The sequence below is a fragment of the Pseudomonas sp. IT-P258 genome (assembly GCF_949767825.1).
Taxonomy (GTDB): domain Bacteria; phylum Pseudomonadota; class Gammaproteobacteria; order Pseudomonadales; family Pseudomonadaceae; genus Aquipseudomonas; species Aquipseudomonas monachiensis.
Genome location: NZ_CATKPU010000043.1, coordinates 132246 through 155980 on the forward strand (window position 1 = coordinate 132246; position 23735 = coordinate 155980).

The 23735-nt window shown below is 61.0% G+C and carries 21 protein-coding genes; 10 read left to right on the forward strand and 11 right to left on the reverse strand.

The features are described 5' to 3' along the window. Window positions 1–166 precede the first annotated feature (166 nt). On the reverse strand, window positions 167–466 hold the full coding sequence (locus ACM6G4_RS16495) for a hypothetical protein (RefSeq protein ID WP_116580876.1): 300 nt from the start codon (window positions 464–466) through the stop codon (window positions 167–169). 432 nt (window positions 467–898) lie between these two features. Then, window positions 899–1189, reverse strand: a complete 291-nt coding sequence (locus ACM6G4_RS16500; protein WP_046040800.1) for a hypothetical protein — start codon at window positions 1187–1189, stop codon at window positions 899–901. A 331-nt stretch (window positions 1190–1520) separates the two neighbouring features. On the opposite strand from ACM6G4_RS16500, the gene ACM6G4_RS16505 reads away from it, so the two are divergent. The 3 genes from ACM6G4_RS16505 (at window position 1521) to ACM6G4_RS16515 (ending at window position 5525) form a co-directional block, all read left to right on the forward strand. Then, window positions 1521–3455: an ATP-dependent DNA helicase RecQ gene (locus ACM6G4_RS16505; RefSeq protein ID WP_414914122.1), complete on the forward strand. Its 1935-nt coding sequence runs from the start codon at window positions 1521–1523 to the stop codon at window positions 3453–3455. Window positions 3456–3701: 246 nt separating this feature from the next. After that, window positions 3702–4928, forward strand: a complete 1227-nt coding sequence (locus ACM6G4_RS16510; RefSeq protein WP_414914123.1) for a 3-hydroxyacyl-CoA dehydrogenase NAD-binding domain-containing protein — start codon at window positions 3702–3704, stop codon at window positions 4926–4928. 174 nt (window positions 4929–5102) lie between these two features. Then, window positions 5103–5525, forward strand: coding sequence for an acyl-CoA thioesterase (locus tag ACM6G4_RS16515; RefSeq protein WP_007972849.1), 423 nt, complete (start codon window positions 5103–5105; stop codon window positions 5523–5525). Window positions 5526–5591: 66 nt separating this feature from the next. Here the strand turns inward: ACM6G4_RS16515 and ACM6G4_RS16520 are convergent, their stop codons facing one another. The 4 genes from ACM6G4_RS16520 to ACM6G4_RS16535 all read right to left on the reverse strand — a co-directional run bounded on the left by ACM6G4_RS16520 (window position 5592) and on the right by ACM6G4_RS16535 (window position 10529). After that, window positions 5592–6080: a glycine zipper domain-containing protein gene (locus tag ACM6G4_RS16520; protein ID WP_414914124.1), complete on the reverse strand. Its 489-nt coding sequence runs from the start codon at window positions 6078–6080 to the stop codon at window positions 5592–5594. 284 nt (window positions 6081–6364) lie between these two features. Continuing rightward, window positions 6365–8713 (reverse strand): FdhF/YdeP family oxidoreductase, encoded by a 2349-nt coding sequence (locus ACM6G4_RS16525; RefSeq protein ID WP_409079091.1) that lies wholly within the window; start codon window positions 8711–8713, stop codon window positions 6365–6367. Continuing rightward, window positions 8710–9549 (reverse strand): formate dehydrogenase accessory sulfurtransferase FdhD, encoded by an 840-nt coding sequence (gene fdhD, locus ACM6G4_RS16530; RefSeq protein WP_223541938.1) that lies wholly within the window; start codon window positions 9547–9549, stop codon window positions 8710–8712. The genes ACM6G4_RS16525 and fdhD overlap by 4 nt, the downstream gene beginning before the upstream one ends. 92 nt (window positions 9550–9641) lie before the next feature. After that, the gene (locus tag ACM6G4_RS16535) at window positions 9642–10529 is read right to left on the reverse strand and encodes a LysR family transcriptional regulator (RefSeq protein WP_056726901.1); all 888 of its coding nucleotides are present in this window, start codon (window positions 10527–10529) and stop codon (window positions 9642–9644) included. 128 nt (window positions 10530–10657) lie between these two features. Between ACM6G4_RS16535 and lysM the strand changes: the two genes are divergently transcribed. Next, window positions 10658–11098 (forward strand): peptidoglycan-binding protein LysM, encoded by a 441-nt coding sequence (lysM, locus tag ACM6G4_RS16540; protein ID WP_007972838.1) that lies wholly within the window; start codon window positions 10658–10660, stop codon window positions 11096–11098. Between the two features lie 95 nt (window positions 11099–11193). Here lysM and yrfG read toward each other — a convergent pair whose 3' ends face one another. Beyond that, window positions 11194–11856: a GMP/IMP nucleotidase gene (gene yrfG, locus ACM6G4_RS16545; protein WP_056726900.1), complete on the reverse strand. Its 663-nt coding sequence runs from the start codon at window positions 11854–11856 to the stop codon at window positions 11194–11196. 88 nt (window positions 11857–11944) lie between these two features. Between yrfG and nudE the strand changes: the two genes are divergently transcribed. Together nudE and cysQ are read left to right on the forward strand one after the other, a co-directional pair. After that, window positions 11945–12511, forward strand: coding sequence for an ADP compounds hydrolase NudE (gene nudE, locus ACM6G4_RS16550; protein ID WP_414914125.1), 567 nt, complete (start codon window positions 11945–11947; stop codon window positions 12509–12511). Further along, on the forward strand, window positions 12508–13335 hold the full coding sequence (gene cysQ, locus ACM6G4_RS16555) for a 3'(2'),5'-bisphosphate nucleotidase CysQ (RefSeq protein ID WP_414914126.1): 828 nt from the start codon (window positions 12508–12510) through the stop codon (window positions 13333–13335). The genes nudE and cysQ overlap by 4 nt, the downstream gene beginning before the upstream one ends. Window positions 13336–13468: 133 nt before the next feature. On the opposite strand, the gene ACM6G4_RS16560 is transcribed toward cysQ, so the two are convergent. The 4 genes from ACM6G4_RS16560 to rfbC all read right to left on the reverse strand — a co-directional run bounded on the left by ACM6G4_RS16560 (window position 13469) and on the right by rfbC (window position 17803). Then, window positions 13469–13924 (reverse strand): thioesterase domain-containing protein, encoded by a 456-nt coding sequence (locus ACM6G4_RS16560; protein WP_056726897.1) that lies wholly within the window; start codon window positions 13922–13924, stop codon window positions 13469–13471. A 40-nt stretch (window positions 13925–13964) separates the two neighbouring features. Beyond that, window positions 13965–15359, reverse strand: a complete 1395-nt coding sequence (locus ACM6G4_RS16565) for a sigma-54-dependent transcriptional regulator (RefSeq protein ID WP_056726896.1) — start codon at window positions 15357–15359, stop codon at window positions 13965–13967. Then, window positions 15356–17164, reverse strand: coding sequence for a sensor histidine kinase (locus ACM6G4_RS16570; RefSeq protein ID WP_223541940.1), 1809 nt, complete (start codon window positions 17162–17164; stop codon window positions 15356–15358). The genes ACM6G4_RS16565 and ACM6G4_RS16570 overlap by 4 nt, the downstream gene beginning before the upstream one ends. Window positions 17165–17257: 93 nt before the next feature. Next, window positions 17258–17803, reverse strand: a complete 546-nt coding sequence (gene rfbC, locus ACM6G4_RS16575; protein ID WP_056726895.1) for a dTDP-4-dehydrorhamnose 3,5-epimerase — start codon at window positions 17801–17803, stop codon at window positions 17258–17260. A 188-nt stretch (window positions 17804–17991) separates the two neighbouring features. On the opposite strand from rfbC, the gene ACM6G4_RS16580 reads away from it, so the two are divergent. The 4 genes from ACM6G4_RS16580 (at window position 17992) to ACM6G4_RS16595 (ending at window position 23681) form a co-directional block, all read left to right on the forward strand. Next, a complete protein-coding gene (locus ACM6G4_RS16580) occupies window positions 17992–20904 on the forward strand; it encodes an aminotransferase (RefSeq protein ID WP_414914127.1) in 2913 nt (970 codons plus the stop codon). A 321-nt stretch (window positions 20905–21225) separates the two neighbouring features. Further along, entirely contained in the window at window positions 21226–22332 is a 1107-nt protein-coding gene (aguA, locus tag ACM6G4_RS16585; RefSeq protein WP_414914128.1) for an agmatine deiminase, read from the forward strand. Window positions 22333–22576: 244 nt separating this feature from the next. Next, window positions 22577–22789, forward strand: a complete 213-nt coding sequence (locus tag ACM6G4_RS16590; protein WP_008003171.1) for a hypothetical protein — start codon at window positions 22577–22579, stop codon at window positions 22787–22789. Between the two features lie 220 nt (window positions 22790–23009). Beyond that, a complete protein-coding gene (locus ACM6G4_RS16595) occupies window positions 23010–23681 on the forward strand; it encodes a DsbA family protein (RefSeq protein WP_414914129.1) in 672 nt (223 codons plus the stop codon). The last annotated feature ends 54 nt before the right edge of the window (window positions 23682–23735 follow it).

The following is a 23735-nucleotide window of genomic DNA, read 5'->3' on the forward strand; positions in this document are numbered from 1 at the left end:
GAATAATAGCATTTAAAGGAAAAGGTGAGCTGCGGTTGGGACATTGAAAAAGACGCCATTTTCGTGACGCTGATTTCCTTAATGAAGGGATGCTAACTGCCATTATTCCAGCTGTTTTGTGTTTAAACAGCCAGAATAATGCCACTTGGTACTCTGGTGAATGACGTCAGACTGGCGCTTTCCAGTTCAGCATGCGTTGCTGGGCGACCTTGAGCAGGTCGCAGCCGTCCTGGGTCAGCAGGTAGAGGGCGTGGGTGATGTGCGGGATGTCTTCGAGGTCGCCGTGTTTGAAGCATTGGCAGTGCAGGGTTTGCAGCAATTCGCTGGAGGCCCGGATGCGTTGGAGGGCGGCTTCGAGGATGTCTTGGGGGTTGGCCTCTGTGTCGATGATCAGGGGCTGTGAATCGGTGAGATTGGTGTGGAGTGGGAGATAGCGTTCGTTGGTGAACGGGTTCCATTTGTTCATTTTATGTATTCTCAAATGCTTTAGATGAAACCACCGCCATCGTGACCAAGCGATGGGAGGTGGACTGTGTTCGGGTTGGTCAACCGGGAGAACACACAAAACCGGCACGCTCGAAGGCGTCCCAAACACAGCCACCATAAAGCGTGCAGACACTTGAGTGCCGGCAGCATACAACGGACGCGTTTATGTGTTCCATCGGGTGACCAAGCCCAAGCCGCTGATTTGGCAGCGACACTCCGGACTATAGGAGTGAGTGACCGGTCATCGATAGCCGACAAGTTGTCTTGTTTTGTAGGACCTTGCCGAAGCTTCCATAGGTCGTTGCTGACAGAGTTATCCACAGCGAAATTTCCAGAACTCGTATGTTCTCAGAGGGACCGCGTTATCGTTCATCGCGAGCAGGCTCGTCCCCACAGGAGAGAGTGGTGTTTTTCAGCCGGTGAATTTCGGTAAGCGCTGGCGGGCGATGTCGAGCAGGTCGTTGCCATCCTGGGTCAGCAGGTACAGGGCGCCGACGATCTTGGGGATGTCGCTCGCTTCGGCCTGTTTGAAACACGTGCAATAAAGGGTTTCGAGCAGGTCGCTGGCGGCGCGGATGCGTTGTCGGGCGGCGTCGAGGATCTCGAAGGGGTCGGCCTCGGTATCGATGACCAGCACAGGGGTTTCGCTGTAGCGGGTCTTGAGCGGGTGATAGCGGGCTGTCAGCGTGTCGGTTTTTTTCATCGAGTGGGTCCTGTGCGAAATCGGCAAGTGTTCCCGGCAGGCCGAGACACTGTTTTCAGCCGCGCCGGAAACTATAGAAGGACCTGGTGTCGCGGGACAAGATGGCTGAAATGGACAGGTTTTGTAGGGTATTTATCGTGTTCCGAGGATAAGGCTTACACATTGTCGGAGGTTTGTGCGACGAAGTCGCTGCCGGTAAAAATGCCTACGGGGTTATCAGTGAATCATCCGCTGTATCATCCGGTATCGTTTTTGCCCCCGACCTTTTCTCGACTTGCTGCGATCGCCGGCCAGGCTTTTGACTCCGCAGCAGTCAACGGAGTGACAGCTTATGCACAACACCCTGGAACAGGTTTTCGGTTATCCACAATTTCGACCCGGTCAGGAGGCGGCCGTCAGTGCCGTGCTGGCGGGGCGCTCGGCGGCGGCGATTTTCCCCACCGGTTCCGGCAAGTCCCTTTGCTACCAATTGCCGGCGCTGTTGCTGCCGCACCTGACGCTGGTGGTCTCACCGCTGCTGGCGTTGATGCAGGATCAACTGGCGTTCCTGCAACGTCACGGCATCTCGGCGGGCAGTATCGATTCGGCGCAGAGCCGCGATGACGCCAGCGATGTCATGACCCGGGCAAAATCCGGCGAGCTGAAGATTTTGATGATCTCCGTGGAGCGCCTGAAGAACGAGCGCTTCCGGCATTTTTTGCAGCAAGTACCGATTTCGCTGCTGGTGGTGGACGAGGCGCACTGCATTTCCGAATGGGGGCATAACTTTCGCCCGGACTACCTCAAGCTTCCCGACTATCAACGCCAGTTCAACATCCCTCAGGTGTTGTTGTTGACCGCAACGGCGACGCCCAAGGTCATCGCCGACATGCAGGCGAAATTCGCCATTGCCGCCAACGATGTGGTGACCACCGGTTTCTATCGTCCGAACCTCAATTTGCTGGTGGAACCGGTTCGCGGAGCGGACAAGCGCAGGCGTCTGGTCGAATGGATGAACCAGCGTCCGGACCAGCCGAGCATCGTCTATGTCACCTTGCAGAAAACCGCCGAGCACATCGCCGAACACCTGAACCGCAACGGCATTCAGGCCGAGGCTTATCACGCCGGGTTGCCCCATGAGCAACGGGAAGCGATCCAGCGTCGATTCATGGGCGGGCAGTCCAATTGCATCGTCGCCACCATCGCTTTCGGCATGGGCATCGACAAGAGTGACATCCGCAACGTGGTGCATTTCGACCTGCCCAAATCCATCGAAAACTACAGCCAGGAAATCGGCCGCGCCGGGCGTGACGGGCAGCCGTCGGACTGCCTGGTGTTGGCCAACCGCGACAGCCTCAACGTGCTGGAGAACTTCGTCTACGGCGACACGCCCGAGCTCGATGGCATCCGTTGCGTGCTTGACGAGATGCATGCCGCCGCAACCGAAGGGCAGTGGGAGTTTCTGCTGGGGCCGTTGGCCGATCAGAGCAATATTCGCCAGTTGCCGCTCAAGACCTTGCTGGTGCAGCTCGAGTTGCGCGGGTTGATCGCCCCGCGCTACGCGTACTACGCCGAGTACCGTTTCAAGTATGTGCAGGAGCCCGAGGCGCTATTGGCACGCTTCGAAGGCGAGCGCAGGGATTTTGTCGCGGCGATCATCCAGACCTCCAGCCGCGCAAGGACCTGGGCCACGGTGAATTTCGAGGCGTTGTACGAGCAGCATCAGGCCGAGCGCAGTCGGGTGGTCAAGGCACTGGATTACTTCCAGGAGAAGGGCTGGGTGGAGCTCGAAAGCAAGCAGATGACCGAGGTCTACAGCGTGCTGCAAAGCGGGTTCGACAGCGCCGCGTTGAGCGAGGAACTGCACGGCTATTTCACTCGGCATGAGCGCACCGAGGTCGCGCGGATTCACGCGATGCTGGACCTGTTCGCCACCGACCGTTGCCTGGGTTATCGCCTGGCCGAGTATTTCGGCGACCACAATGCGCCGCAGCAATGCGGGCATTGTTCGGTGTGTCATGGGCAAGTGGCGCGGCTACCGGCACCACCGGAGTTGCCGGCCCTTGTGGATAAGAATTTCGAGGCACTGTGTGGCGGTTTTATCCACAGGCACGAGCAGTACACGGGCAACGTGCCCTCGGCTGAACGCGTGACACGGTTTCTGTGCGGGATCAGCGTGCCGTTGTTCACCAGGCTCAAGGCGCGGTCGATTTCGGGGTTTGCGGCGCTGGAGGATTATCCGTATGCCGGGGTGCGGGAGTGGGCCGAGCAACATCTGGCAGGCTGAACCGTGGTCCTTGTGGGAGCGGGCTTGCTCCGGGCGGCGATCCGACGAAAGCGGTGGGTCAGTCACCATCACTGCCACTAGATGGATCGCCTTCGCGAGCAAGCCCGCTCCCACAGGGGTTTGCGGTGTGCTCAAAGGGCTACATCCATCCGCTGAATGTTGCTCATCACAGGAATAAATTTCAAAAAAACCTGGTGGCTGACTATGGTGGTGGCTGTCTTCGGATCGCCAACAAGAGAACAAAACATGAGCCAGACACCGTCGAATATTCAGCGCGCCGCCGTCATCGGCGCGGGCACCATGGGCCGTGGCATTGTCATGTGCCTGGCCAACGCCGGGGTGGCCGTGCAGTGGGTCGACAACAATCCGCAAATGCTGGAGCAAGCGCTGGCCACCGTGGCCGACACCTACGCCCACAACGTGCGCCAGGGCCGCATTGACCAAGGCGAAGCCGATGCCCGTGTGGCGCGGGTTACGGCGGCGGATGGTTATGGGGCCATCCGCGATGTCGACCTGGTCATCGAAGCGGTGTACGAAAACCTTGAGCTCAAGCAGAAAATCTTCCGCGAGCTCGATGGCCTGCTCAAGCCTGAAGCGATTCTGGCGAGCAATACTTCGGCGCTGGACATCGATGCCATCGCTGCGGCCACACGCCGGCCGCAACAAGTACTGGGCCTGCACTTCTTCAGCCCGGCGCACATCATGAAACTGCTGGAAGTCGTCCGTGGCGCGCAGACTGCACCGGCGGTACTCGACGCGGCGCTGGCGCTCGGCCAGCGCATGGGCAAGGTCAGTGTGGTGTCGGGCAATTGCGACGGTTTCATCGGCAACCGCATGCTCAATACCTATGTGCTCGAAGCGCGGAAAATGCTGCTGGAAGGCGCTTATCCCTACCAGGTTGACGCTGCGCTGCAGGGCTTCGGTTTCGCCATGGGGCCGTTCCGCATGTTCGATGTGGTGGGCGTCGACCTGCAATGGCGCTCGCGCCAGCTATCCGGCATCGGGCAGGATGCGCCGGAGGTCCAGGTGGATAATCGTTTGTGTGAGCAGGGACGTTTTGGCCAGAAGAGTGGCAACGGTTTTTACCACTATGAACCCGGCAGTCGTCAGGCCGAACACGATCCGCAGGTGGATGCACTGGTGCTTCAAGTCAGTGAGGAGCTGGGGTTCCAGCGCCGCGAGATCGGCCCGGAAGAAATTCTCGAGCGCTGTTTGCTGGCACTGGTCAACGAAGGCGCGAAGATCCTCCAGGAAGGCATCGCCGGGTCGGCCCGCGATATCGATCTGGTGTACCTCAACGGTTACGGTTTCCCGGCGGACAAGGGCGGGCCGATGGCCTGGGCCGATCAGCAAGGGCTGGCGGACATTCACCGGCGCTTGATGGACCTTGAGACGCGTCAGGGCGATCACTGGCAACCGGCGCGGGTGATTGGCGAGTTGGCGGCAGCCGGCAAAGGCTTCGCTGACAAGTGATTGTTGTGGCGCCTGTGAGGGCGCCTTCGCGAGCAAGCCCGCTCCCACACTGTTACTTCATTGCCTGCAAAATTTGTGTCCGGCGATGATCCATTGTGGGAGCGGGCTTGCTCGCGAAGAACGATAACGCGGTTTTCGCCTTAGACTGGCGAACCCACTCAGGAATCAACACCAATGCCCCAACGCACCGACTATCCGCACTTCCAGCCCATCACCACCCGCTGGCACGACAACGACGCCTACGGTCACGTCAACAACGTGACCTACTACAGCTTCTTCGATACGGCGGTGAACACTTACCTGATCGAAGTCGGCGGCCTGGATATCCATGATGGTGAGGTGGTGGGGTTCGTGGTGAGTTCTTCCTGTGATTACTTTGCTTCCATTGCCTTCCCGGACCGCATCGAGATCGGTCTGCGGGTGGGCAAGCTGGGCAACAGTTCGGTGCAGTACGAACTGGCCGTGTTCAAGCAAGGAGAAGACGAGGCCTGCGCGGCGGGGCGCTTTGTGCATGTGTTTGTCGATCGTGCATCGAATCAACCCGTGGCGATTCCTGCCGGGTTGCGCGGGGCACTGGAACGTCTGGTGGTTCAGTAAGGCAAAAAAAATCGCAGCCCTTGGGCTGCGATTTTTGTTGTACTCACCAGCGAGGCGCTCGGGGCCTTAGTCGCGGTAATACTTGTGGTGGTGCTTGCGATGGCCATAAGCATGGCCACGGCCCGGATGGCCGTCACGGTAGTAACGACGATCGTCATAGCCGCGATACGAACGATGACCGCCGTCCTCATCATCGTAATCTTTGCCCATGTAGTTACCCAGCGCGCCACCAGCACCGCCGCCCGCTGCGGCGCCGATCAGGCTGCCAGTGGTACCGCCCACGCTGCGGCCGACCACGTTACCGCCCGCTGCACCCAACGCACCGCCAAGGGCTGCTTCGCCACGGCTGTGCTTGTTTGCGCCGACGGCGCTACCACCCGCGCCACCCAGGGCCGCGCCGATGGTGGAACCTGTGCTGCCGCCTAACGACTGACCGACGACCGAGCCTAAAACCCCGCCCAATGCGCCGCCTACACCGGCTTCGGTGGTGCCGCCAGCAGACGCGATACCGCTGACCAGGCCAAGGGACAACAAGAGAATCGAGGAGAACTTCATGGAGGAACCTCAAGGGGATGACGGCGCGATCCTGAGGCTCTGGAATGGGCGTGACAATCGAAATCCGACGAATAACACGACTTGTATACAATATTGCAAGTTACTGTTTTTTGGGCGGAACTTAACGTTTTTTTGCAGGTCTTTTACTTATTCGCAAAGGCCGTTTTCATAAGAAAGCGGCCTTTTTTGTGGGCGAAAGGAAAGTGCAAGGTCCGGAAAGTTTGTTGTTTGATCTACCGTCTTCGTCGGAACGTTCCGACGAAGAGGTCGGCACAGACCACGCGTTACGCAGACCTGGCCATGATCAACCCGGTCTCACTCGCCGCTTCCAACCGGATCGCCACGAATTTCGATGTCGGCGTATCACTGCCATCGCCGGTGCTTTCCAGCGGCACCAACGGGTTCACCTCCGGATAGTAGGCCGCCGCTTGCCCGGCCGGGATATCAAACGCCAGCAGGGTGAAGCCTTTTACCCGACGTTCCACGCCATCGTCCCAGAGCGAAACGATGTCGGCCTTTTGCCCCGGCTTGAAGCCCAGGCGAATGATGTCGGCTTCGTTGACGAACAACACATCGCGCTGACCTTTCACGCCGCGATAACGGTCGTTGAGGCCATAAATGGTGGTGTTGTACTGATCATGGGAACGCATCGATTGCATGATCAGGTCCGGCAGTACTCCGGTGGCGCGGGTGCGTTCGTGCACCAGGTCTTTGGGCAGCGCGTTCGAGCGGAAATTGGCCCGGCCCGAAGCGGTGCTCCACTTGCGTGCACCGGCACTGTTGCCCAGGTAGAAGCCGCCCGGGTTCTTGATTTTCTCGTTGAAGTCCTTGAAGCCGGGAATGGTCTCGGCGATCAGGTCGCGGATGCGGCTGTAGTCGGCCACCAGCCAGTTCCAGTCCACCGGGTGGCTGCCCAGGGTCGCGGCAGCGATGCCGGCCAGGATCGCCGGTTCCGAGCGCATCTGGTTCGACAGCGGCTGCAGTTGGCCATTGGAGGCGTGGACCATGCTGAACGAGTCTTCGACGGTGATCGCTTGCGGGCCTTGGGTCTGGATATCGATGTCGGTGCGGCCCAGGCACGGCAGGATCAGCGCGTCCTTGCCGTGGGTCAAATGGCTGCGGTTGAGCTTGGTGCTGATCTGCACGGTCAGGTCGCAGTTTCGCAGGGCCTGGAATGTGCGCGGGCTGTCTGGCGTGGCCTGGGCGAAGTTGCCGCCCAGACCGATGAAGACTTTCGCCCGCCCTTCAGCCATCGCATGAATCGCCTCGACCACGTTGTGGCCGTTGTCGCGTGGCACCTTGAACTGGAAGCGCCGCTCCAGGACATCGAGGAACGCGGCAGGAGGGCGTTCGTTGATGCCCATGGTCCGGTCGCCCTGCACGTTGCTGTGGCCACGCACCGGGCACAGGCCGGCACCCGGCCGGCCGATGTTGCCGCGCAGCAGCATCAGGTTGGCGATTTCCTGGATGGTCGCCACCGAATGGCGGTGTTGGGTGATGCCCATGGCCCAGCACATGATGACGTTTTTGCCCTTGGCGTACATGCGCGCCGCTTGCTCGATTTCCACCAGGCTCAGGCCGGACTGCTCGACGATCTGCTCCCAGGGGGTGTCGTCGATGACGGCCAGGTATTCCAGCACGTTGACGCTGTGCCCGTTGAGGAAGTCGTGGTCGAACACCGCCGGCTCACCGGTTTTCTGCGCGTCGCGCTCCCACAGCAGGAGGAATTTCGCCATGCCGCGCATGATCGCCATGTCGCCACCCAGGGCCGGGCGGAAGAATGCGGTGTTGGTCGGCTTGTCGCCATTGGTGAGCATTTCGATCGCGTGCTGGGGGTGCTGAAAACGCTCCAGGCCACGCTCCTTGAGCGGGTTGATGCACACCACTTGAGCGCCGCGCTTCACCGCTTCGCGCAGCGGTTCGAGCATCCGTGGGTGGTTGGTGCCGGGGTTCTGGCCCCAGACGAAAATCGCATCGGCGTGTTCGAAGTCGTCGAAGGTCACGGTGCCTTTGCCGACCCCGACGCTTTGTGACAACGCGACACCGCTGGCCTCGTGGCACATGTTCGAGCAGTCAGGGAAGTTGTTGGTACCGTAGGCGCGCACGAACAGCTGATAGAGGTACGCCGCTTCGTTACTTGCCCGGCCCGAGGTGTAGAACTCGGCCTGATCCGGGCTCGACAGGCCGTTCAGGTGTTTGGCGATCAGGGCGAATGCGTCGTCCCAGCTGATCGGCTTGTAGCGATCGGTCTCGGCGTCATAGCTCATCGGCTCGGTCAGGCGGCCCTGATACTCGAGCCAATAGTCGCTTTGCTCCAGCAGCGAAGTGACGCTGTGCTTGGCGAAGAACTTGGCATCGACACGGCGTTTGGTCGCTTCCCAGTTCACCGCCTTGGCGCCGTTCTCGCAGAACATCACCATGCCCTTTTCCGGAGAATCGCCCCAGGCGCAACCCGGGCAGTCGAAGCCACCGTTCTGGTTGGTCTTGAGCATGATGCGCAGGTTCTTCAGCGCGTTGTCGCTGGTCAACCAGGCCTGGGCCACGCTGATCAGTGCCCCCCAGCCACCGGCCGGGCCTTTGTAGGGCTTGAAGCGAGGGACGGGTTTCTGGTCGGCCTGACGGTGTTGACTCACGCTTGATTCTCCAACGTTGGGCTGTAGACCCGCGGTGCATTCTTCTGAGGCAGATGGATGAGATTGAGGTTGTGGCGACGGGCCCATTGCACGGCAAGGCCCGTGGGCGACGACAGGCTGACCAGGGTCTGGATGCCAGCGCGCAAGACTTTCTGGATCAATTCGAGGCTGCAGCGGCTGGTGACAATCGCCAGGCCGCCAGCGGTCGGGATTTTTTGCCGGATCAATCCGCCGATCAGTTTGTCGAGGGCGTTGTGCCGGCCGATGTCTTCGCGGCCCAGCAGCAACTCGCCCTTGTCATTCATGAACACTGCGGCATGCACCGCACCGCAATGTTGGCCCAAGGGCTGGAAGGCACCGATGCGCTCGCGCAGGCCATCAAGCCATTCGACCGGCGGCAATGGGGCGCCGGGCAATACTTGAAGGTCAGGCAACGCCTGCTCGACTGCTTCCACGCCGCACAACCCGCAACCGCTGGTGCCGGCCAGTTGCCGACGCTGCTGCTTGAGGTTCCAGAACGCGCGGTTGGCGATGGTCACTTGCGCGTATTGCGCCGATCCCGAGCCGCTGAGTTGCAGGTCATAGATGTCCGTGGCGTCCTGGATGATGCCGCTGCCCAGGCTGAAGCCGACGATGAAATCTTCCAGGTCCGTGGGCGTCACCAGCATGACCGCCTGGCTGATGCCGTTGAAGGCAATCGCCAGCGCGACTTCCTCGGCCAGCGCAGTGCTGGCCGATTCGGAGTATTCGAGATTGCTATAGCAGTACGTCTGGCTTGCGGAGGGCGCGGGCGCTTCGAGGGCAGGCGCCGCGCATGCAGGGCGCTTGGTGTTCATGGCATCACCGACGGTTTGATCAGCTTTAAGACTAGGCGCGGCAAGTTGTCACGTCTAATCGCTAATACTGATCTGCCGATAGATGCCGTCGATCAAGCGCCGATCAGCGATTGTTGATAGAGGGCAAAACAGGCTTCTGCCAGCGCCGAGCGTGGCGCGCTGCGACGCATGATCAGCCCCAGGCGTCCGAGGGTCTGGGCGTTCTCGATCGGTTGCAGGCGCAAGTGTTCGGTCAGGCCTTCGAGGCCGCCGTTCAATGGCATTACGGCGCAACACAAGCCGCCGTGCACGGCTTGTAACAGTTGATGCACGGCATCGGTCTGCAGCAACGGTTGCGGGGTCAGGCCACGGCTGTGGAAGTTGTGGTCGATGGACTGGCGAAAGTGCATGCCGCTGGTGAGCATGCCCAGCGGCAGTTCGATCAAGGATTCCCAGCTCAGCGGTGCCTCGCCAAAGCTGAAGAAGCGTTGATCATAGAGCAGGCCCATGCGGGTTTCGCTGAAGGCCAGTGAGTCGAAGTGTTCGGTATCGAGGCGTTCCAGGTAGGAAACGCCGAGGTCCAGGCGATTGTTCGCCAGTTGCTCGAGGATCTGCTCGGAACTCAGGGCCGAGAGTTCGAAGCGCAGGTTTGGGTGCTCGGCGTGCAAGCGTTGCATCAGTGGCAGCGGATCGAAGCTCGACAACGGCACTACGCCCAGGCGCAAGGTGCCGACCAGATTGCCGCGACAGGCGGCTGCCTCGGCGTACAAGCCGTCGTAGGCCGCCAACACCGTGCGCGCCCAGGCCAGCACCCGCTCGCCTGGCGCGGTGAAGCCTTCGAAGCGCTGGCCGCGATTGACCAACGGCAGGTCGAGTTCTTCTTCGAGGCTGCGCAGGCGCATGGACAGGGTCGGCTGAGTGATGTGGCAACGCGCGGCGGCCTGGCCGAAATGGCGGGTTTCGTCGAGCGCGATGAGGAATTTCAGCTGCTTGATGTCCATCTGCGCTCCAAGGGGTGGGAAGGTGCGGATTCTATCGCAAGCGGGGTCATTGGTCGGGTTGGATTCGCAGGTGACGACCGTGGTCTAGGCTTTGACGTCTGGACCCCGAAACCCAAGGAGAGTGCACCATGAGTCTTTTGAGCTTTGTGAAGGAAGCAGGCGAAAAATTGCTGGATTTGCTGACGCCAGGTAACGCCAACGCCAGTGAGCAGTTGAAGGAGCACATCAGCAAGGTCGGCCTGGGCAACCCGAATGTGCAGGCGACGGTCGACGGCGACAAGGTCACGGTGACCGGTGAAGTGGCGAGCCAGGAAGAGAAGGAAAAGATTCTGCTGGCGGTGGGTAATATCGCCGGGGTTGGCAGTGTGGATGATCAGATCACCGTGACCGGCCCGGTCGTGAAAGCGGCGGTATTTGTCACCGTGGTGAAGGGTGACACCCTCAGCGCGATTTCCAAGCGCGTGTACGGCGATGCCAACAAGTACAACAAAATCTTCGAGGCCAACAAGCCGATGCTGTCGCACCCGGACAAGATCTATCCGGGGCAGTCGTTGCGGATTCCTGAGTAACACGAGGCCCGTAGGAGCTGCCGCAGGCTGCGATCTTTTGACCTTGACGCAATTAAGATGAAAAGATCGCAGCCTGCGGCAGCTCCTACGGTCAATCAAAGTCCCGCAATCAAATCCCGATAATCCCCGACCGCCGCAAACTCCGCCGTATCCTTCGGCCCCTTGCGGCTGTCCGGCTCGCGCACGGCCAGCAAATGCGCCACGCCAAAGTCCCGTGCACTGCGCAGGATCGGCAAGGTGTCGTCGATGAACAGGCTACGCGCCGGATCGAAATCGATATCGGCTTGCAGCGCATCCCAGAATTGCGGGTTTTCCTTGGGGAAGCCGTAGTCATGGGAACTGATCAAGCGTTCGAAGTAGGGCGCCAGTTCGATTTTTTCCAGCTTCAACGACAGCGCATCCCGATGGGCATTGGTGATCAGCACCACGCGCTTGCCCGCCCGTTTGATCGCCGCCAGAAAGGTGTCGGCATCCGGACGCAGGGCGATCAGGTGCGCGGTTTCCAGTTTCAGGTCGCGCACCGACAGCTTCAGTTCGGTGCTCCAGAAGTCCAGGCAGTACCACTGCAACTGGCCGGCATTGCGCTCGAACAACGGCTGCAATTCCATCTCGGCCATGGCCCGGCTGACCCTGTGCAGTTCGGCGTAACGCTGGGGCAGGTGCTCCATCCAGAAGTGATTGTCGAAATGCAGGTCCAGCAGCGTGCCGTCCATGTCCAGCAGAACGGTATCGATGTCGGACCAGGGTAATGAAGGCATGGCAACGTCTCGGGCAGTAGAAAGATTTCTGGCGTAAACAATCGGGAAAGCCGCGTTATAGTAGCGCGTTCACGCCAAGGAGCTTTGCATGCGCCAGAAACCCACCATACTCGCCCGCGAAATTGTCGCCACCAGTCGATTGTTCTGCGTGGAAGAGATGAAGCTGCGCTTTTCCAACGGCGTGGAGCGCACGTATGAACGCCTGGTCGGCAAGGGCGCCGGGTACGGCGCGGTGATGATCGTGGCGATGCTCGATGCCGAGCATGCGGTGCTGGTCGAGGAGTATTGCGGCGGCACGGATGCATATGAAATGTCATTGCCCAAGGGCTTGATCGAGCCGGGTGAAGACGTGCTGGCGGCGGCCGAGCGCGAGCTCAAGGAAGAGGCCGGTTTTGGCGCGCGGCAGCTGGAGCACCTGACCGAGTTGTCGCTGTCCCCCGGTTACATGAGCCAGAAGATCCAAGTGGTGCTGGCCACCGACCTCTACGAAGAGCGTCTGGAAGGCGACGAGCCCGAGCCGATGCGGGTGGACAAGGTCAATCTGCGTGAACTCTCGGCACTGGCGCAAAACCCGCAGTTTACCGAGGGCCGTGCCTTGGCGGCGCTGTACCTGGCCCGAGACCTGTTGACTCAGCGCGGAGCGTTCCTGCCATGAATTTCCCACACCCGATGATGGCATCGGTGATTGAACTGGCCTTGCAGGCCGGTGATGCGATCCTGCCGTTCTGGCGCACAGGCACGGCCGTCACGGCAAAGGCTGATGATTCGCCGGTGACCGCTGCCGACCTGGCTGCTCATCACCTGATTCTGGCCGGGTTGACGGCGCTCGATCCGAGCATCCCGGTGCTCTCCGAAGAGGACGCCAACATTCCCCAAAGCGTGCGGGCCGGCTGGCAGCGCTGGTGGCTGGTCGATCCGCTGGATGGCACCAAGGAATTCATCAGCGGCAGCGAAGAGTTCACCGTCAACATCGCGCTGATCGAAAACGGTCGGGTGGTGTTCGGCGTGGTGTCGATGCCGACCAACGGGCGTTTTTACGTCGGTGGCGCTGGTCTCGGTGCCTGGCGCGGCGATAAAGGTGGTACGCCCGTGGCGATCAAGGTGCGTGATGCATTAGCGCCCGGTGAGTCCTTCACCGTGGTGGCCAGCCGTCGCCATTCGAGCCCGGAGCAGGAGCGCTTGCTGGCCGGGTTGAGCGCCAGCCTTGGCGAGCTGCAACTGGCCAATATCGGCAGTTCGCTGAAGTTTTGCCTGCTGGCTGAAGGGGCGGCGGATTGCTATCCGCGCCTGGCACCGACTTCCCAGTGGGACACGGCGGCAGCGCAAGGTGTGCTGGAAGGCGCGGGCGGTGAAGTACTGGAGTTGAGCGGTGAGCCGTTCAGCTATCCGGCGCGGGAGTCGCTGTTGAACGCGTTCTTCCTGGCATTGCCGGCGAAGGCAGCCTGGCGGCAGAAGCTGCTGGAATTGGCGCGGTCCTGAGATTCACACCTTTTTGTGGCGAGGGAGCTTGCTCCCGTCGGGGCGCGAAGCGGCCCCAATGCTTTATTGCGGCTACTGTGTAGCCTGACGGGAGCAAGCTCCCTCGCCACAGGGTTTCTTACCGATCTGAAGTTCAGCGGTGCAACACGTACTGCCCGACAAACCTCACCGCATCCTCATCGCGACCTTCATTGACGACCCGCGTATGCAGCGTCAACCGCGCTCGGCTGTATCGCTGGAAGGTGGTCAGGAATTTCTTCCAGATCACCGGGTCCGGCGCCTGGCAAATGGCGTGGGCATCCCCCGTCACCGGCAGCGGATAGCTGATCTGCCCTTCCTGAATCACGATGTGCCCGTCGGTAATGCCTTCCTCCTTGAGGCGCAAATGCAGCCAGCCCCAACCGGCCAGGACCGCGCCGCAATACAGGCTGCCGCCGAACATGGTGCTCTTGTGGTTGACGTTGGCTTCCAGCGGCAAGTGCAGGCGCAGTTGCTGGTCATGCCAGTCGAGCACTTTGAGGCCCATGTCCCGGGTGAGGGGAATGTCATGATGGAGAACGGATTCCAGTTGTCGACTGTCGCGGCTCATTCAGGGGCCTCTGGCGTGAAGTGGATGATTGGACGGTAGCTCAGTCGAGATCGTCAGGGTGGGCCGAGGCACCACTGTCGGCGAAACTCAGACCGTGCTTGCGCAGTTTGTCATGCAAGGTCTTGCGCGGAATGCCGAGGGCTTCGGCAACGCTGCGCACGGAGCTGTGCGAGCGTGCCAGTTCGGCGGCGATGAGGGTTTTTTCGAAGTTCTCCACTTGCTCGCTCAAACCGCCGCTGACGACTTCGACCCTGTTGCCAGCGCCGCCATCCGGCGTGCTGTTGTCGAGGGCCAGTTCCAGCCCGAGGGCAAAACGTTCGGCGGCATTTTGCAGCTCGCGCACGTTGCCGGGCCAGGTGTGGCGCAGCAGCAACGCACGTTGCCCCGGTTGCAGTTCATGGGGGGGCAAGCCGTGGCGGGCACTGGCTTCATCGGCAAAATGCTGGAACAGCATCAGCGCATCTTCGCCCCGTTCACGCAGCGGTGGAATCCGTAGCGGCGCGACGTTCAGGCGGTAATACAGGTCGGCACGGAAACGCCCCTGATCCGCCGCCTGGCGCAGGTCTTCCTTGGTGGCGGCAATGATGCGGATGTCCAGCGGGATCAGTTGATTGCCGCCCAGGCGTTCGACCACCCGCTCTTGCAGCAAGCGCAGCAACTTGACCTGCACATCCAGGCTCATGCTTTCGATTTCATCGAGGAACAGCGTGCCGCCATTGGCGAATTCGAACTTGCCGATGCGACGTTTCTGCGCGCCGGTGAAGGCGCCGGGCTCGTGGCCGAACAGTTCGCTTTCGACCACCGATTCGGCCAGGGCACCGGCGTTGATCGCCACGAACGGACCGTTGCGACGGCTTGATAAATCGTGCAGCGCCCGGGCCACGACTTCTTTGCCAGCGCCGGTTTCGCCGAGGATCAGCACGTCGGCCCTGGTCGCCGCCAAGGCGCCGATCTGCTCGCGCAGGCGCAGCATCGAAGGTGAGTGGCCAACCAGGCGCGTGCTCAGCTCGTTGCGGTCGCTCAAGGCCAACCGCAGGCTGCGGTTGTCCAGCACCAGTCGGCGCAGGGCCAATGCGCGGCGTACGCTGTCGAGCAGGGCGTCACTGGCGAAGGGTTTTTCCAGAAAGTCATAGGCTCCGGCGCGCATGGCCTGAACCGCCAGCGGCACATCGCCGTGGCCGGTGATCAACAGCACCGGTAGCTCCGGGTCCTGGGCGTGCAGTTCGGTCAACAGTTCGAGACCGTCCATGCCGGGCATGCGGATGTCGCTGACCACCACCCCTGGCCAGTCGCGTTCAAGTTGCGCGGCCAGGCCCTTGGCTTCGGCCAGCGGCAGGATTTTCAGGCCCGCCAGATCCAGCGTCTGGCTCAAGGCCTGGCGCAAGTGGGGATCGTCGTCGATCAACACGACCTGAATGCGGTTGTCGATGGTCATGCACTTCGGTCCTCGGACGGTTGCAGGCTCACGCCCGGTGCGCCTGCGCGCAGCTTCAGGGTAATCAGGGCGCCGCCCTCCTTGTGGTTGGCGAACGACAGTTCACCGCCGAAGGCGCGCATCAGGGTTTCGCAAATCGCCAGCCCCAGGCCGAGGCCCTGGGTTCGGGTCTTGGTGGTGTAGAACGGCTCGCTGGCGCGCCCAAGGGCTTCCATGCAAAAGCCTGGGCCGTTGTCGCGAATGTACAGGTTGACGCCATCGGCCGTGGATTGGGCACTGAGCCAGAGTTTACGTGGCGGGCCTTTTTCCGTCAGGGCGTCCAGGGCATTGGCCAGCAGGTTGCCGAGCACCTGGCGCAGGCGGGTTTCCCCGGCCTCGACCCACAGGGTGGCGGCGGGCAAGTCGCGGATCAGTTCGACTTCCATGCTGCGTCGACGCTTGGCCAGCAAGGCCAGGGCATCGTCCAGCGCCGGTTGCAGGGCGACGCTTTCCGGGGCGTGGCGGTCGCGTCGGGCAAAGGCGCGCAGGTGGGCGATGATCGAGGCCATGCGACCAGTCAATTCGCTGATCAGCTTGAGGTTGCCTCGGGCGTCGTCGGTGCGCTGGTGATCGAGCAATACTTCGGCGTTTTCCGCATAGCTGCGAATTGCTGCCAGCGGCTGATTGAGTTCGTGGCTGATGCTCGCCGACATGGTGCCCAGCGCCGACAACTTGCCGGCCTGCACCAGATCATCCTGGGCGCGGACCAGCTCTTGCTGGGCCTGCTCGCGTTCCAGCACTTCCTGTTTCAGGCGTCGGTTCAGGCCCTCGAGATCGCTGGTGCGCTCGGCGACCCGGCCTTCCAGCTCGCGGCGGGCCTTGGCTTCGAAAGCGATGCGTTCGAGGTAGTGGCGACGGCGCTGCATCATCAGGCCAAGCAACAGCATCAACACCAGCAACGTTGCGCCACCGATAGCCACCACTGTGCGCACCGGGCGGTCAATCAAGGTGCGCGGGGCGAGGATGCTGACGTCCCAGCCGGTTTCAGCGATCTGCCGGGTCTGGGTCAACCAGGCATTGGTATTGAGCTTCAGCGGTTTTGGATCGCGGGTTGGATAGGGCTGGATCGCCGTGATGGCTTTGCTTTCGTCTTCGCTCAACGGGCGGGTCGAGCGGAATCGCCACTCCGGTCGCGAAGTGAGAATGACCACGCCGTTGTGGTCGGTCAGCAGCAGTTGTTCCGGGGTTTTGCCCCAGAGGCTTTCGGTGTGGTCGAGGTCGACCTTGACTACCAGTACACCAACGATTTTTTCGCCATCACGTACGCCGGCGGCAAAGAAGTAACCGCGCTTGGCGGATGTCGTGCCCAGGCCGAAAAAGCGCCCGAGGCGCCCGGCCATGGCTTCGCTGAAATACGGCCGGAAGGAAAAATTACGCCCGACAAAACTGTCGTGTTTGTCCCAGTTGGAGGCGGCCAGGGTCTTGCCGGTGGCGTCCATCAGGTACATGACTTCGGCACCGGTCTGGGTGGCGATGTTTTTCAGCAGGCGGTTGGCATTGCCTTGGGTGACGCCATCGTCCGGCGCGCCGAGCACGGCACGCAAGGCCGGCAGGTCGCCGAGGATTTGCGGCAACACTTCATAGCGGTGCAGGGTACCCAGCAGGTTGGCGACGTAGAGGTCGAGGGTCTGACGATTCTGGCTGGCCAGCTCGCTGCGGTAGTAACGCTCGGCGAGATGCTCCAGCGGCCACAGCAACGGCGCCAGGCACAGTGCCAGCAGGGCCAGGCTGCGCCAACGGGGTCTGGGAGGAAGAGTTGGTTTCATGAGCAGCATGCGCCTGTGGGTACAGGCGCATTATGCCTAGGCTTGCCCGCCTTGGGTCAGTTGCATCTTGATTGGCGAGTTTCAGCCGGCCTGTCAGGCAAAGACATCGGCGTCCCTGAAAAATACCCCGGCCTGATCTTTCGCCGACAGCTGCGGCGTGCCTTGCAGTTGCCAGTCGATGGCCAGGTCCGGGTCGTCCCAGCGAATGCTGCGCTCGGCCGATGGCGTGTAGTAGTCGGTGGTTTTGTAAAGAAACTCGGCAAATTCGCTCAAGACCACGAACCCGTGGGCGAAACCTTCCGGGACCCAGAGCTGGCGATGATTGGCGGCAGACAGGCGCACAGCGACCCATTTACCAAAGTGAGGCGAGCTGCGACGGATGTCTACGGCGACGTCCAGCACTTCACCGACCGTGACGCGAACCAGTTTTCCCTGGGTATTTTCCAGTTGGTAATGCAGGCCGCGCAGCACGCCCTTCTGCGAACGGGAGTGATTGTCTTGAACGAATTCAGTCTCCAGCCCGGTGGCCTCTTTGAATGCCCTGGCGTTGAAGCTCTCGTAGAAGAAACCACGTTCGTCACCAAAGACCTTGGGTTCGAGGATCAGAACACCGGGCAGGTCGGTGGTCACTACATTCATGGTGGCTCTCCAGCAGTGTGCGTTTAATGGCCGCCATTCTTGCGCAAAGTGCTGATCGAGGCGAGTACCAGAACAAAACCTGTGGGAGCAACTGTGTTCACAAATGCCCTCATACCAGTTCCGGGGGGTTGCGTATCGCCCGAACCAGTGGCGATATAGGCGCCTAATAAAATTTCAGGGGTCGTTGTATGCCGCTCGCCACGTTGATTCATCGCGCCAGTTTGCCCAGCCCGCAGGTGTCTGCGGAGCAAGCGCTAGGGCTGCTGGAAGAACATTACGGGTTCAGTGGCAGGTTGCAGGCCCTTGGCAGCCAGCAAGACCTGAACTACCGCGTCGACAGCGAGCGGGGACGTTTCGTCCTGAAAATCTGCCGTGGCGACTACTCGGTACTGGAACTCCAGGCACAACATGCCGGGCTCAAGCATCTGGGCGAACATCCCGATGTACATGTGCCGCGTGTTATCACGGCGAAAAACGGTGCAGACCTGCTGTCGCTGGACGTGGATGACCAGGCGGTCCACGTTCGCCTGCTCGACTACATCGAAGGCCAGCCGCTGACGAGCCTCGCTCGTTTCACCCCGACGGTGGTGTCCGGTTTCGGGCGCCTGTGTGGTGAAATGGACCTGGCCCTGGCGGATTTCGACCATCCGGGGCTGGAGCGAACCCTGCAATGGGACGCCCGCCATGCTCACGCCCTGATCGCGCATTTGCTGCCATTGATCAAGGATGAGGCCCAGCGCAAACTGATTATCGAAGCGTCCGCGCAAGCCGAGCGGCATTTGCAGCCACTGCAGGACAAACTGCCGGTGCAGGCCATTCACATGGACATCACCGACGACAACGTGGTGTGGCAGCGCGATGCGCAGCGCCATTGGCAGCTGCAAGGCGTGATCGATTTCGGCGATCTGGTGCGCACCTGGCGCATTACCGATCTGTCGGTGACCTGCGCAGCGCTGCTGCATCATGGCGAGGGCGATCCGTTCTGCATTTTGCCGGCAATCCAGGCCTATCACGCGGTCAACCCGTTGCAACACGAAGAACTGCTGGCGCTGTGGCCGCTGATTGTCGCCCGCGCGGCGGTGTTGGTGCTCAGCGGCGAACAGCAGATCAGCATCGATCCTGGCAATGCCTACAGCCGCGACAATCTGGTCCATGAATGGGAAATCTTCCGTGTGGCCACGTCGGTGCCGTTGGCGCTGATGGAAGCGGCGATCCTCACCGCCGTCGGCCAGAACCTGCCCACCATCGACAGCGAAGGTTTCGCACCGCTGTTGCCGAACCTGGTGGGGCGAGAGTTCGCGCTGATAGACCTGGGCGTGCTCAGTCCGCATTTCGAGGCCGGGAATTGGGAGCAGGAGGGCGTCGATCAGCGCCTGCTGGATGAAGCGGCCGCGGCACATGGCCTGGCGGCCAGTCGTTATGGGCAATACCGCCTGTCCCACACCCGCCCGGACAGCGCAGCCGAACCGGACACTTGCCCGTTGCACGTCGAGTTGCGTGTGCCTCAGGGCACGGCGGTCGAAGCGCCGTTTGCCGGGGTGGTGCATCATCCATCGGCGGGCGTGCTGCAACTGGACGGCCCGCAATTGAGCGTGCGGCTTTGGGGCGTCACGCCGTCGCTGCACAGCGGCGCGGCCCTGGTCAAAGGCCAGGTACTGGGCTCGGTCAGCGGGCCATTGATCGTGCAGTTGTGCCGTGGCGCGTCGATCAATGCGCCGTTGTTCTGTACGCCTTCGCGCGCGGCGGCCTGGCAGGCGTTGTGCCCTTCGCCGGCGGCGTTGCTGGGTCTGGCCTGTGACGCCGAAGCCGAACTCGACGGCCCGACCTTGCTGGCCCGGCGCGATGCCAGCTTCGCCCGCACGCAAAAACACTATTACGTCGACCCGCCGCGTATCGAGCGTGGCTGGCGCAACCATTTGATCGACATGCAGGGCCGTTCCTACCTCGACATGCTCAACAACGTGGCGGTGCTGGGCCACGGTCATCCACGCATGGCCGCCGTTGCCAGCCGCCAGTGGTCGTTGCTCAACACCAACTCGCGCTTCAATTACGCAGCCGTGGCCGAGTTCTCCGAACGTTTGCTGAAGCTGTCCCCTGACGGCATGGACCGCGTGTTCCTGGTCAACAGCGGCAGCGAGGCCAATGACCTGGCGATTCGCCTGGCGTGGGCCTACAGCGGCGGCCGCGACATGCTCAGTGTGCTGGAGGCCTATCACGGCTGGACGGTGGGCGCGGATTCGGTGTCGACCTCGATCGCCGACAACCCCAAGGCCTTGAGCAGCCGTCCGGACTGGGTACACCCGGTGACCGCGCCAAACACCTATCGCGGTGAATTCCGTGGCCCCGACAGCGCGCCGGATTACGTGCGCAGCGTCGAACACAACCTGGCGAAAATCGCCGAGCAGAATCGCCAACTGGCCGGATTCATCTGCGAACCGGTGTATGGCAATGCCGGCGGTATCTCGTTGCCCCCAGGCTATTTGAAACAAGTCTATGCCATGGTCCGGGCTCGGGGCGGCGTGTGCATCGCCGACGAAGTGCAGGTCGGCTACGGGCGCATGGGCGATTTCTTCTGGGGCTTCGAAGAACAGGGCGTGGTGCCGGACATCATCACCATGGCCAAGGGCATGGGCAACGGTCAGCCACTGGGCGCGGTCATCACCCGCCGGGAAATCGCCGAGGCGCTGGAGGCCGAGGGTTACTTCTTCTCGTCCGCAGGCGGCAGCCCGGTCAGTTGCCAGGTCGGCATGGCTGTGCTGGATGTGATGCAAGAAGAAAAACTCTGGGAGAACGCCCAGGTCGTGGGCGGGCATTTCAAGAAGCGCCTCGAAGCATTGATCGATATTCATCCGTTAGTGGGCGCGGTGCACGGTTCCGGTTTCTATCTGGGTGTCGAACTGATCCGCAACCGCGAAACCCTGGAACCGGCCACCGAAGAAACCACCGCACTGTGCGATCGTTTGCGTGAACTGGGGATCTTCATGCAGCCGACCGGCGATTACCTGAACATCCTCAAGATCAAGCCGCCGATGGTCACCTCGCGCCAAAGCGTGGATTTCTTCGTGGACATGCTGTCGAAGGTGCTCGCGGAGGGGCTGTAAACATATCCCCTGTAAATGCGGGCCAATGTGGGAGCGGCGGTGCGACGATTCGACTTGCTCGCGAAGAGGCCGGTATATCCGACGCAAATATTGCGCCTGGAATGCCGCTTTCGTCGGAACGCCGCCCGGAGCAAACCCGCTCCCACATGGATGGTGGTTTTAATTCGATTGATATCGGCTTTTTATCGGTTGTTTTTGTAACGGTGGATGTAAGGTGCTTCAAAAGCCGATATTTATCGGATATAAAGTGGCCAGTCCACGGCGTGTACCAATGCGCTTCCATTTCTGTCAGGTATCAATGTCACTCCGGAGTCCTGAGCCATGACCACGTTGAACAGCACCCCTCGCGCCGACGGCTTCTACATGCCAGCCGAATGGGCACCCCAAACCCAGGCCTGGATGATCTGGCCCGAGCGCCCGGACAACTGGCGCCTGGGTGGCAAGCCGGCACAAGCCGCCCACGTGGCAGTGGCCAAGGCCATCGCCCGCTTCGAACCGGTAACCGTGGCGGTTTCCGCCGGCCAGTACGAAAACGCCCGCGCCCGTCTGGACGTGCCGAATATTCGTGTGGTTGAAATGTCCAGTGACGACGCCTGGGTCCGCGACACCGGCCCGACCTTTGTCATCAACAACAAGGGAGAAGTCCGTGGCGTGAACTGGGATTTCAATTCGTGGGGCGGTTTTGACGGCGGCCTGTATTCGCCGTGGAACCGTGACTCGCAGGTCGGCGGCAAGATCCTCGAGATCGAGCGCAGCCCGCGCTACCGCACCGAAGGCTTCGTGCTGGAAGGCGGTTCGATTCACGTCGACGGCGAAGGCACCCTGATCACCACCGAAGAATGCCTGCTCAACCGCAATCGCAACCCGCACATGAGTCGCGCAGAAATCGAAGCGGTCCTGAGTGCGAACCTGGCTGTGGATAAAATCATCTGGCTGCCGGATGGCTTGTTCAACGACGAAACCGATGGCCATGTGGATAACTTCTGCTGCTACGTGCGCCCGGGTGAAGTGCTGCTGGCCTGGACCGATGATCCGCAAGACCCGAACTACCCGCGCTGCCAGGCAGCGATGAAAGTGCTGCAAAGCAGCACCGACGCCAAGGGCCGCCCGTTCACGGTGCACAAGATGCCGATCCCGGGTCCGCTGTTTGCGACCGAGCAAGAGTGCGCCGGTGTCGATCCGGTCGACGGTACGCAGGAACGTAATCCGACTGTTCGCCTGGCCGGTTCCTACGTGAACTTCCTGATCGTCAACGGCGGCATCATCGCGCCGTGCTTTGACGATCCGCAGGATGGCCCGGCAAGGGAGATCTTGCAGAACCTGTTCCCGCAACATGAAGTGGTGATGGTGCCTGGTCGCGAACTGTTACTGGGGGGCGGCAATATTCACTGCCTTACCCAGCAACAACCCGCGCCGCACAAGGAGTGAGTGAAGCCGTAACAGCTTGAGTTGATTGCAAAATTCCTCAGGCTGTCGATCAGCCACCATTGTTGCACGGAGCCCGCGGCCCTACAGGCCTGCGGGCTTTTTTGTATCTACAAGGACACACTTCAGAAACCTTGGCACAGCTCTTGTATCTCTGCTGTTGTAACTCGGGGAGGGGGAGGACTTCGATGTTCTGTCATAAACCTTGGATAAGTTAGCCGCTCACAAACCGGGAGAGAGCGCTGAAATGAACGCCGAAGTGAATGTTGTGGGCGAAAAGGCGTTGCATCCCCTGGCAGTAAATAGCGAATCGCTCCAGATCCTGGCGCACTGGTTCAAGTCCAATGGAATGCGTCAGATCAGCGAAACTGATCCGCGCCGGACGATGATCGAGCGTTACCCTGCTGGTTTATTCAGCGAAGCGGAACTGGATGCGTTGTGGGATGTGATGGAAGGATAAGAAGAAAAACAACGGATTGAACAAGAAAAGCGCTGCCGGGATGGCAGCGCTTTTTTTTCCCGCCGATTCATGCAATCACCAAGACCTCACAGGGTTTTGTGAGGCAACCATTCGGCCGATTCAAGCAACAGACTGAAAGCCAATCCGGCGTTTTTCCGGGGCCGCTGCGGCACTAACCTGCCGACATCGAATTTTCCTGAATTTCTGTCGGAGCTTTCCCATGATCCTGCATTACATCTACGACCCCTTGTGCGGTTGGTGCTACGGCGCCAAACCGCTGGTGCAAGCCGCCCAGGCTGTGCTGCCCGTGATTGCACACGGTGGCGGCATGATGACGGGGGCCAATCGGCAAAAGGTTTCGCCACAACTGCGCAATTACGTCATGCCTCACGACCGGCGCATCGCCGAATACAGCGGGCAGCCGTTCGGTGAAGCCTATTTCGAAGGGTTGCTGCGTGATCACAGCGCCGTGTTCGACTCGGCGCCACCCATCGCTGCGGTGCTGGCTGCCGAGCAAATGACCGGTCGCGGGCTGGAGTTGCTGGGGAAATTGCAAAGTGCTCACTACGTTGAGGGGCGCCGCATCGCCGACGAGTCGGTACTGTTTGAACTTGCCCAGGGCATGGGGCTGGACCGCGAAGCCTTCGAAAAAGCCTTCAGGTCGGCCGACACCGAAGGCCATATCAGGAACAGCCGTGCTCTTCTGGCCAAGGTCGGCGGGCAGGGCTTTCCGACCCTGGCGCTTGAGCACGATGACCAATTCACCCTGATCGATATCGGGCCATGGCTAGGCAAGCCCCAGGCATTTGCGCAGTGGCTGGGTCAGTCGCTACCTGATCAGGGGGCATCCATTTCCGTAGCAGCCTGTGGCCTCAATGGCTGCGATGATTGAATATTCCTGCCGCGTAAAGCCATTTCTTAGACGGTTTTCGCCTGTTTTTAGAAG

What these genes read in the sequence shown, in the direction of transcription:
- ACM6G4_RS16495 (WP_116580876.1), bottom strand. Translation starts at nt 466, where the DNA reads ATGAACAAATGGAACCCGTTCACCAACGAACGCTATCTCCCACTCCAC.
- ACM6G4_RS16500 (WP_046040800.1), bottom strand. Translation starts at nt 1,189, where the DNA reads ATGAAAAAAACCGACACGCTGACAGCCCGCTATCACCCGCTCAAGACC.
- ACM6G4_RS16505 (WP_414914122.1), top strand. Translation starts at nt 1,521, where the DNA reads ATGCACAACACCCTGGAACAGGTTTTCGGTTATCCACAATTTCGACCC.
- ACM6G4_RS16510 (WP_414914123.1), top strand. Translation starts at nt 3,702, where the DNA reads ATGAGCCAGACACCGTCGAATATTCAGCGCGCCGCCGTCATCGGCGCG.
- ACM6G4_RS16515 (WP_007972849.1), top strand. Translation starts at nt 5,103, where the DNA reads ATGCCCCAACGCACCGACTATCCGCACTTCCAGCCCATCACCACCCGC.
- ACM6G4_RS16520 (WP_414914124.1), bottom strand. Translation starts at nt 6,080, where the DNA reads ATGAAGTTCTCCTCGATTCTCTTGTTGTCCCTTGGCCTGGTCAGCGGT.
- fdhD (WP_223541938.1), bottom strand. Translation starts at nt 9,549, where the DNA reads ATGAACACCAAGCGCCCTGCATGCGCGGCGCCTGCCCTCGAAGCGCCC.
- ACM6G4_RS16535 (WP_056726901.1), bottom strand. Translation starts at nt 10,529, where the DNA reads ATGGACATCAAGCAGCTGAAATTCCTCATCGCGCTCGACGAAACCCGC.
- lysM (WP_007972838.1), top strand. Translation starts at nt 10,658, where the DNA reads ATGAGTCTTTTGAGCTTTGTGAAGGAAGCAGGCGAAAAATTGCTGGAT.
- yrfG (WP_056726900.1), bottom strand. Translation starts at nt 11,856, where the DNA reads ATGCCTTCATTACCCTGGTCCGACATCGATACCGTTCTGCTGGACATG.
- nudE (WP_414914125.1), top strand. Translation starts at nt 11,945, where the DNA reads ATGCGCCAGAAACCCACCATACTCGCCCGCGAAATTGTCGCCACCAGT.
- cysQ (WP_414914126.1), top strand. Translation starts at nt 12,508, where the DNA reads ATGAATTTCCCACACCCGATGATGGCATCGGTGATTGAACTGGCCTTG.
- ACM6G4_RS16560 (WP_056726897.1), bottom strand. Translation starts at nt 13,924, where the DNA reads ATGAGCCGCGACAGTCGACAACTGGAATCCGTTCTCCATCATGACATT.
- ACM6G4_RS16565 (WP_056726896.1), bottom strand. Translation starts at nt 15,359, where the DNA reads ATGACCATCGACAACCGCATTCAGGTCGTGTTGATCGACGACGATCCC.
- ACM6G4_RS16570 (WP_223541940.1), bottom strand. Translation starts at nt 17,164, where the DNA reads ATGAAACCAACTCTTCCTCCCAGACCCCGTTGGCGCAGCCTGGCCCTG.
- rfbC (WP_056726895.1), bottom strand. Translation starts at nt 17,803, where the DNA reads ATGAATGTAGTGACCACCGACCTGCCCGGTGTTCTGATCCTCGAACCC.
- ACM6G4_RS16580 (WP_414914127.1), top strand. Translation starts at nt 17,992, where the DNA reads ATGCCGCTCGCCACGTTGATTCATCGCGCCAGTTTGCCCAGCCCGCAG.
- aguA (WP_414914128.1), top strand. Translation starts at nt 21,226, where the DNA reads ATGACCACGTTGAACAGCACCCCTCGCGCCGACGGCTTCTACATGCCA.
- ACM6G4_RS16590 (WP_008003171.1), top strand. Translation starts at nt 22,577, where the DNA reads ATGAACGCCGAAGTGAATGTTGTGGGCGAAAAGGCGTTGCATCCCCTG.
- ACM6G4_RS16595 (WP_414914129.1), top strand. Translation starts at nt 23,010, where the DNA reads ATGATCCTGCATTACATCTACGACCCCTTGTGCGGTTGGTGCTACGGC.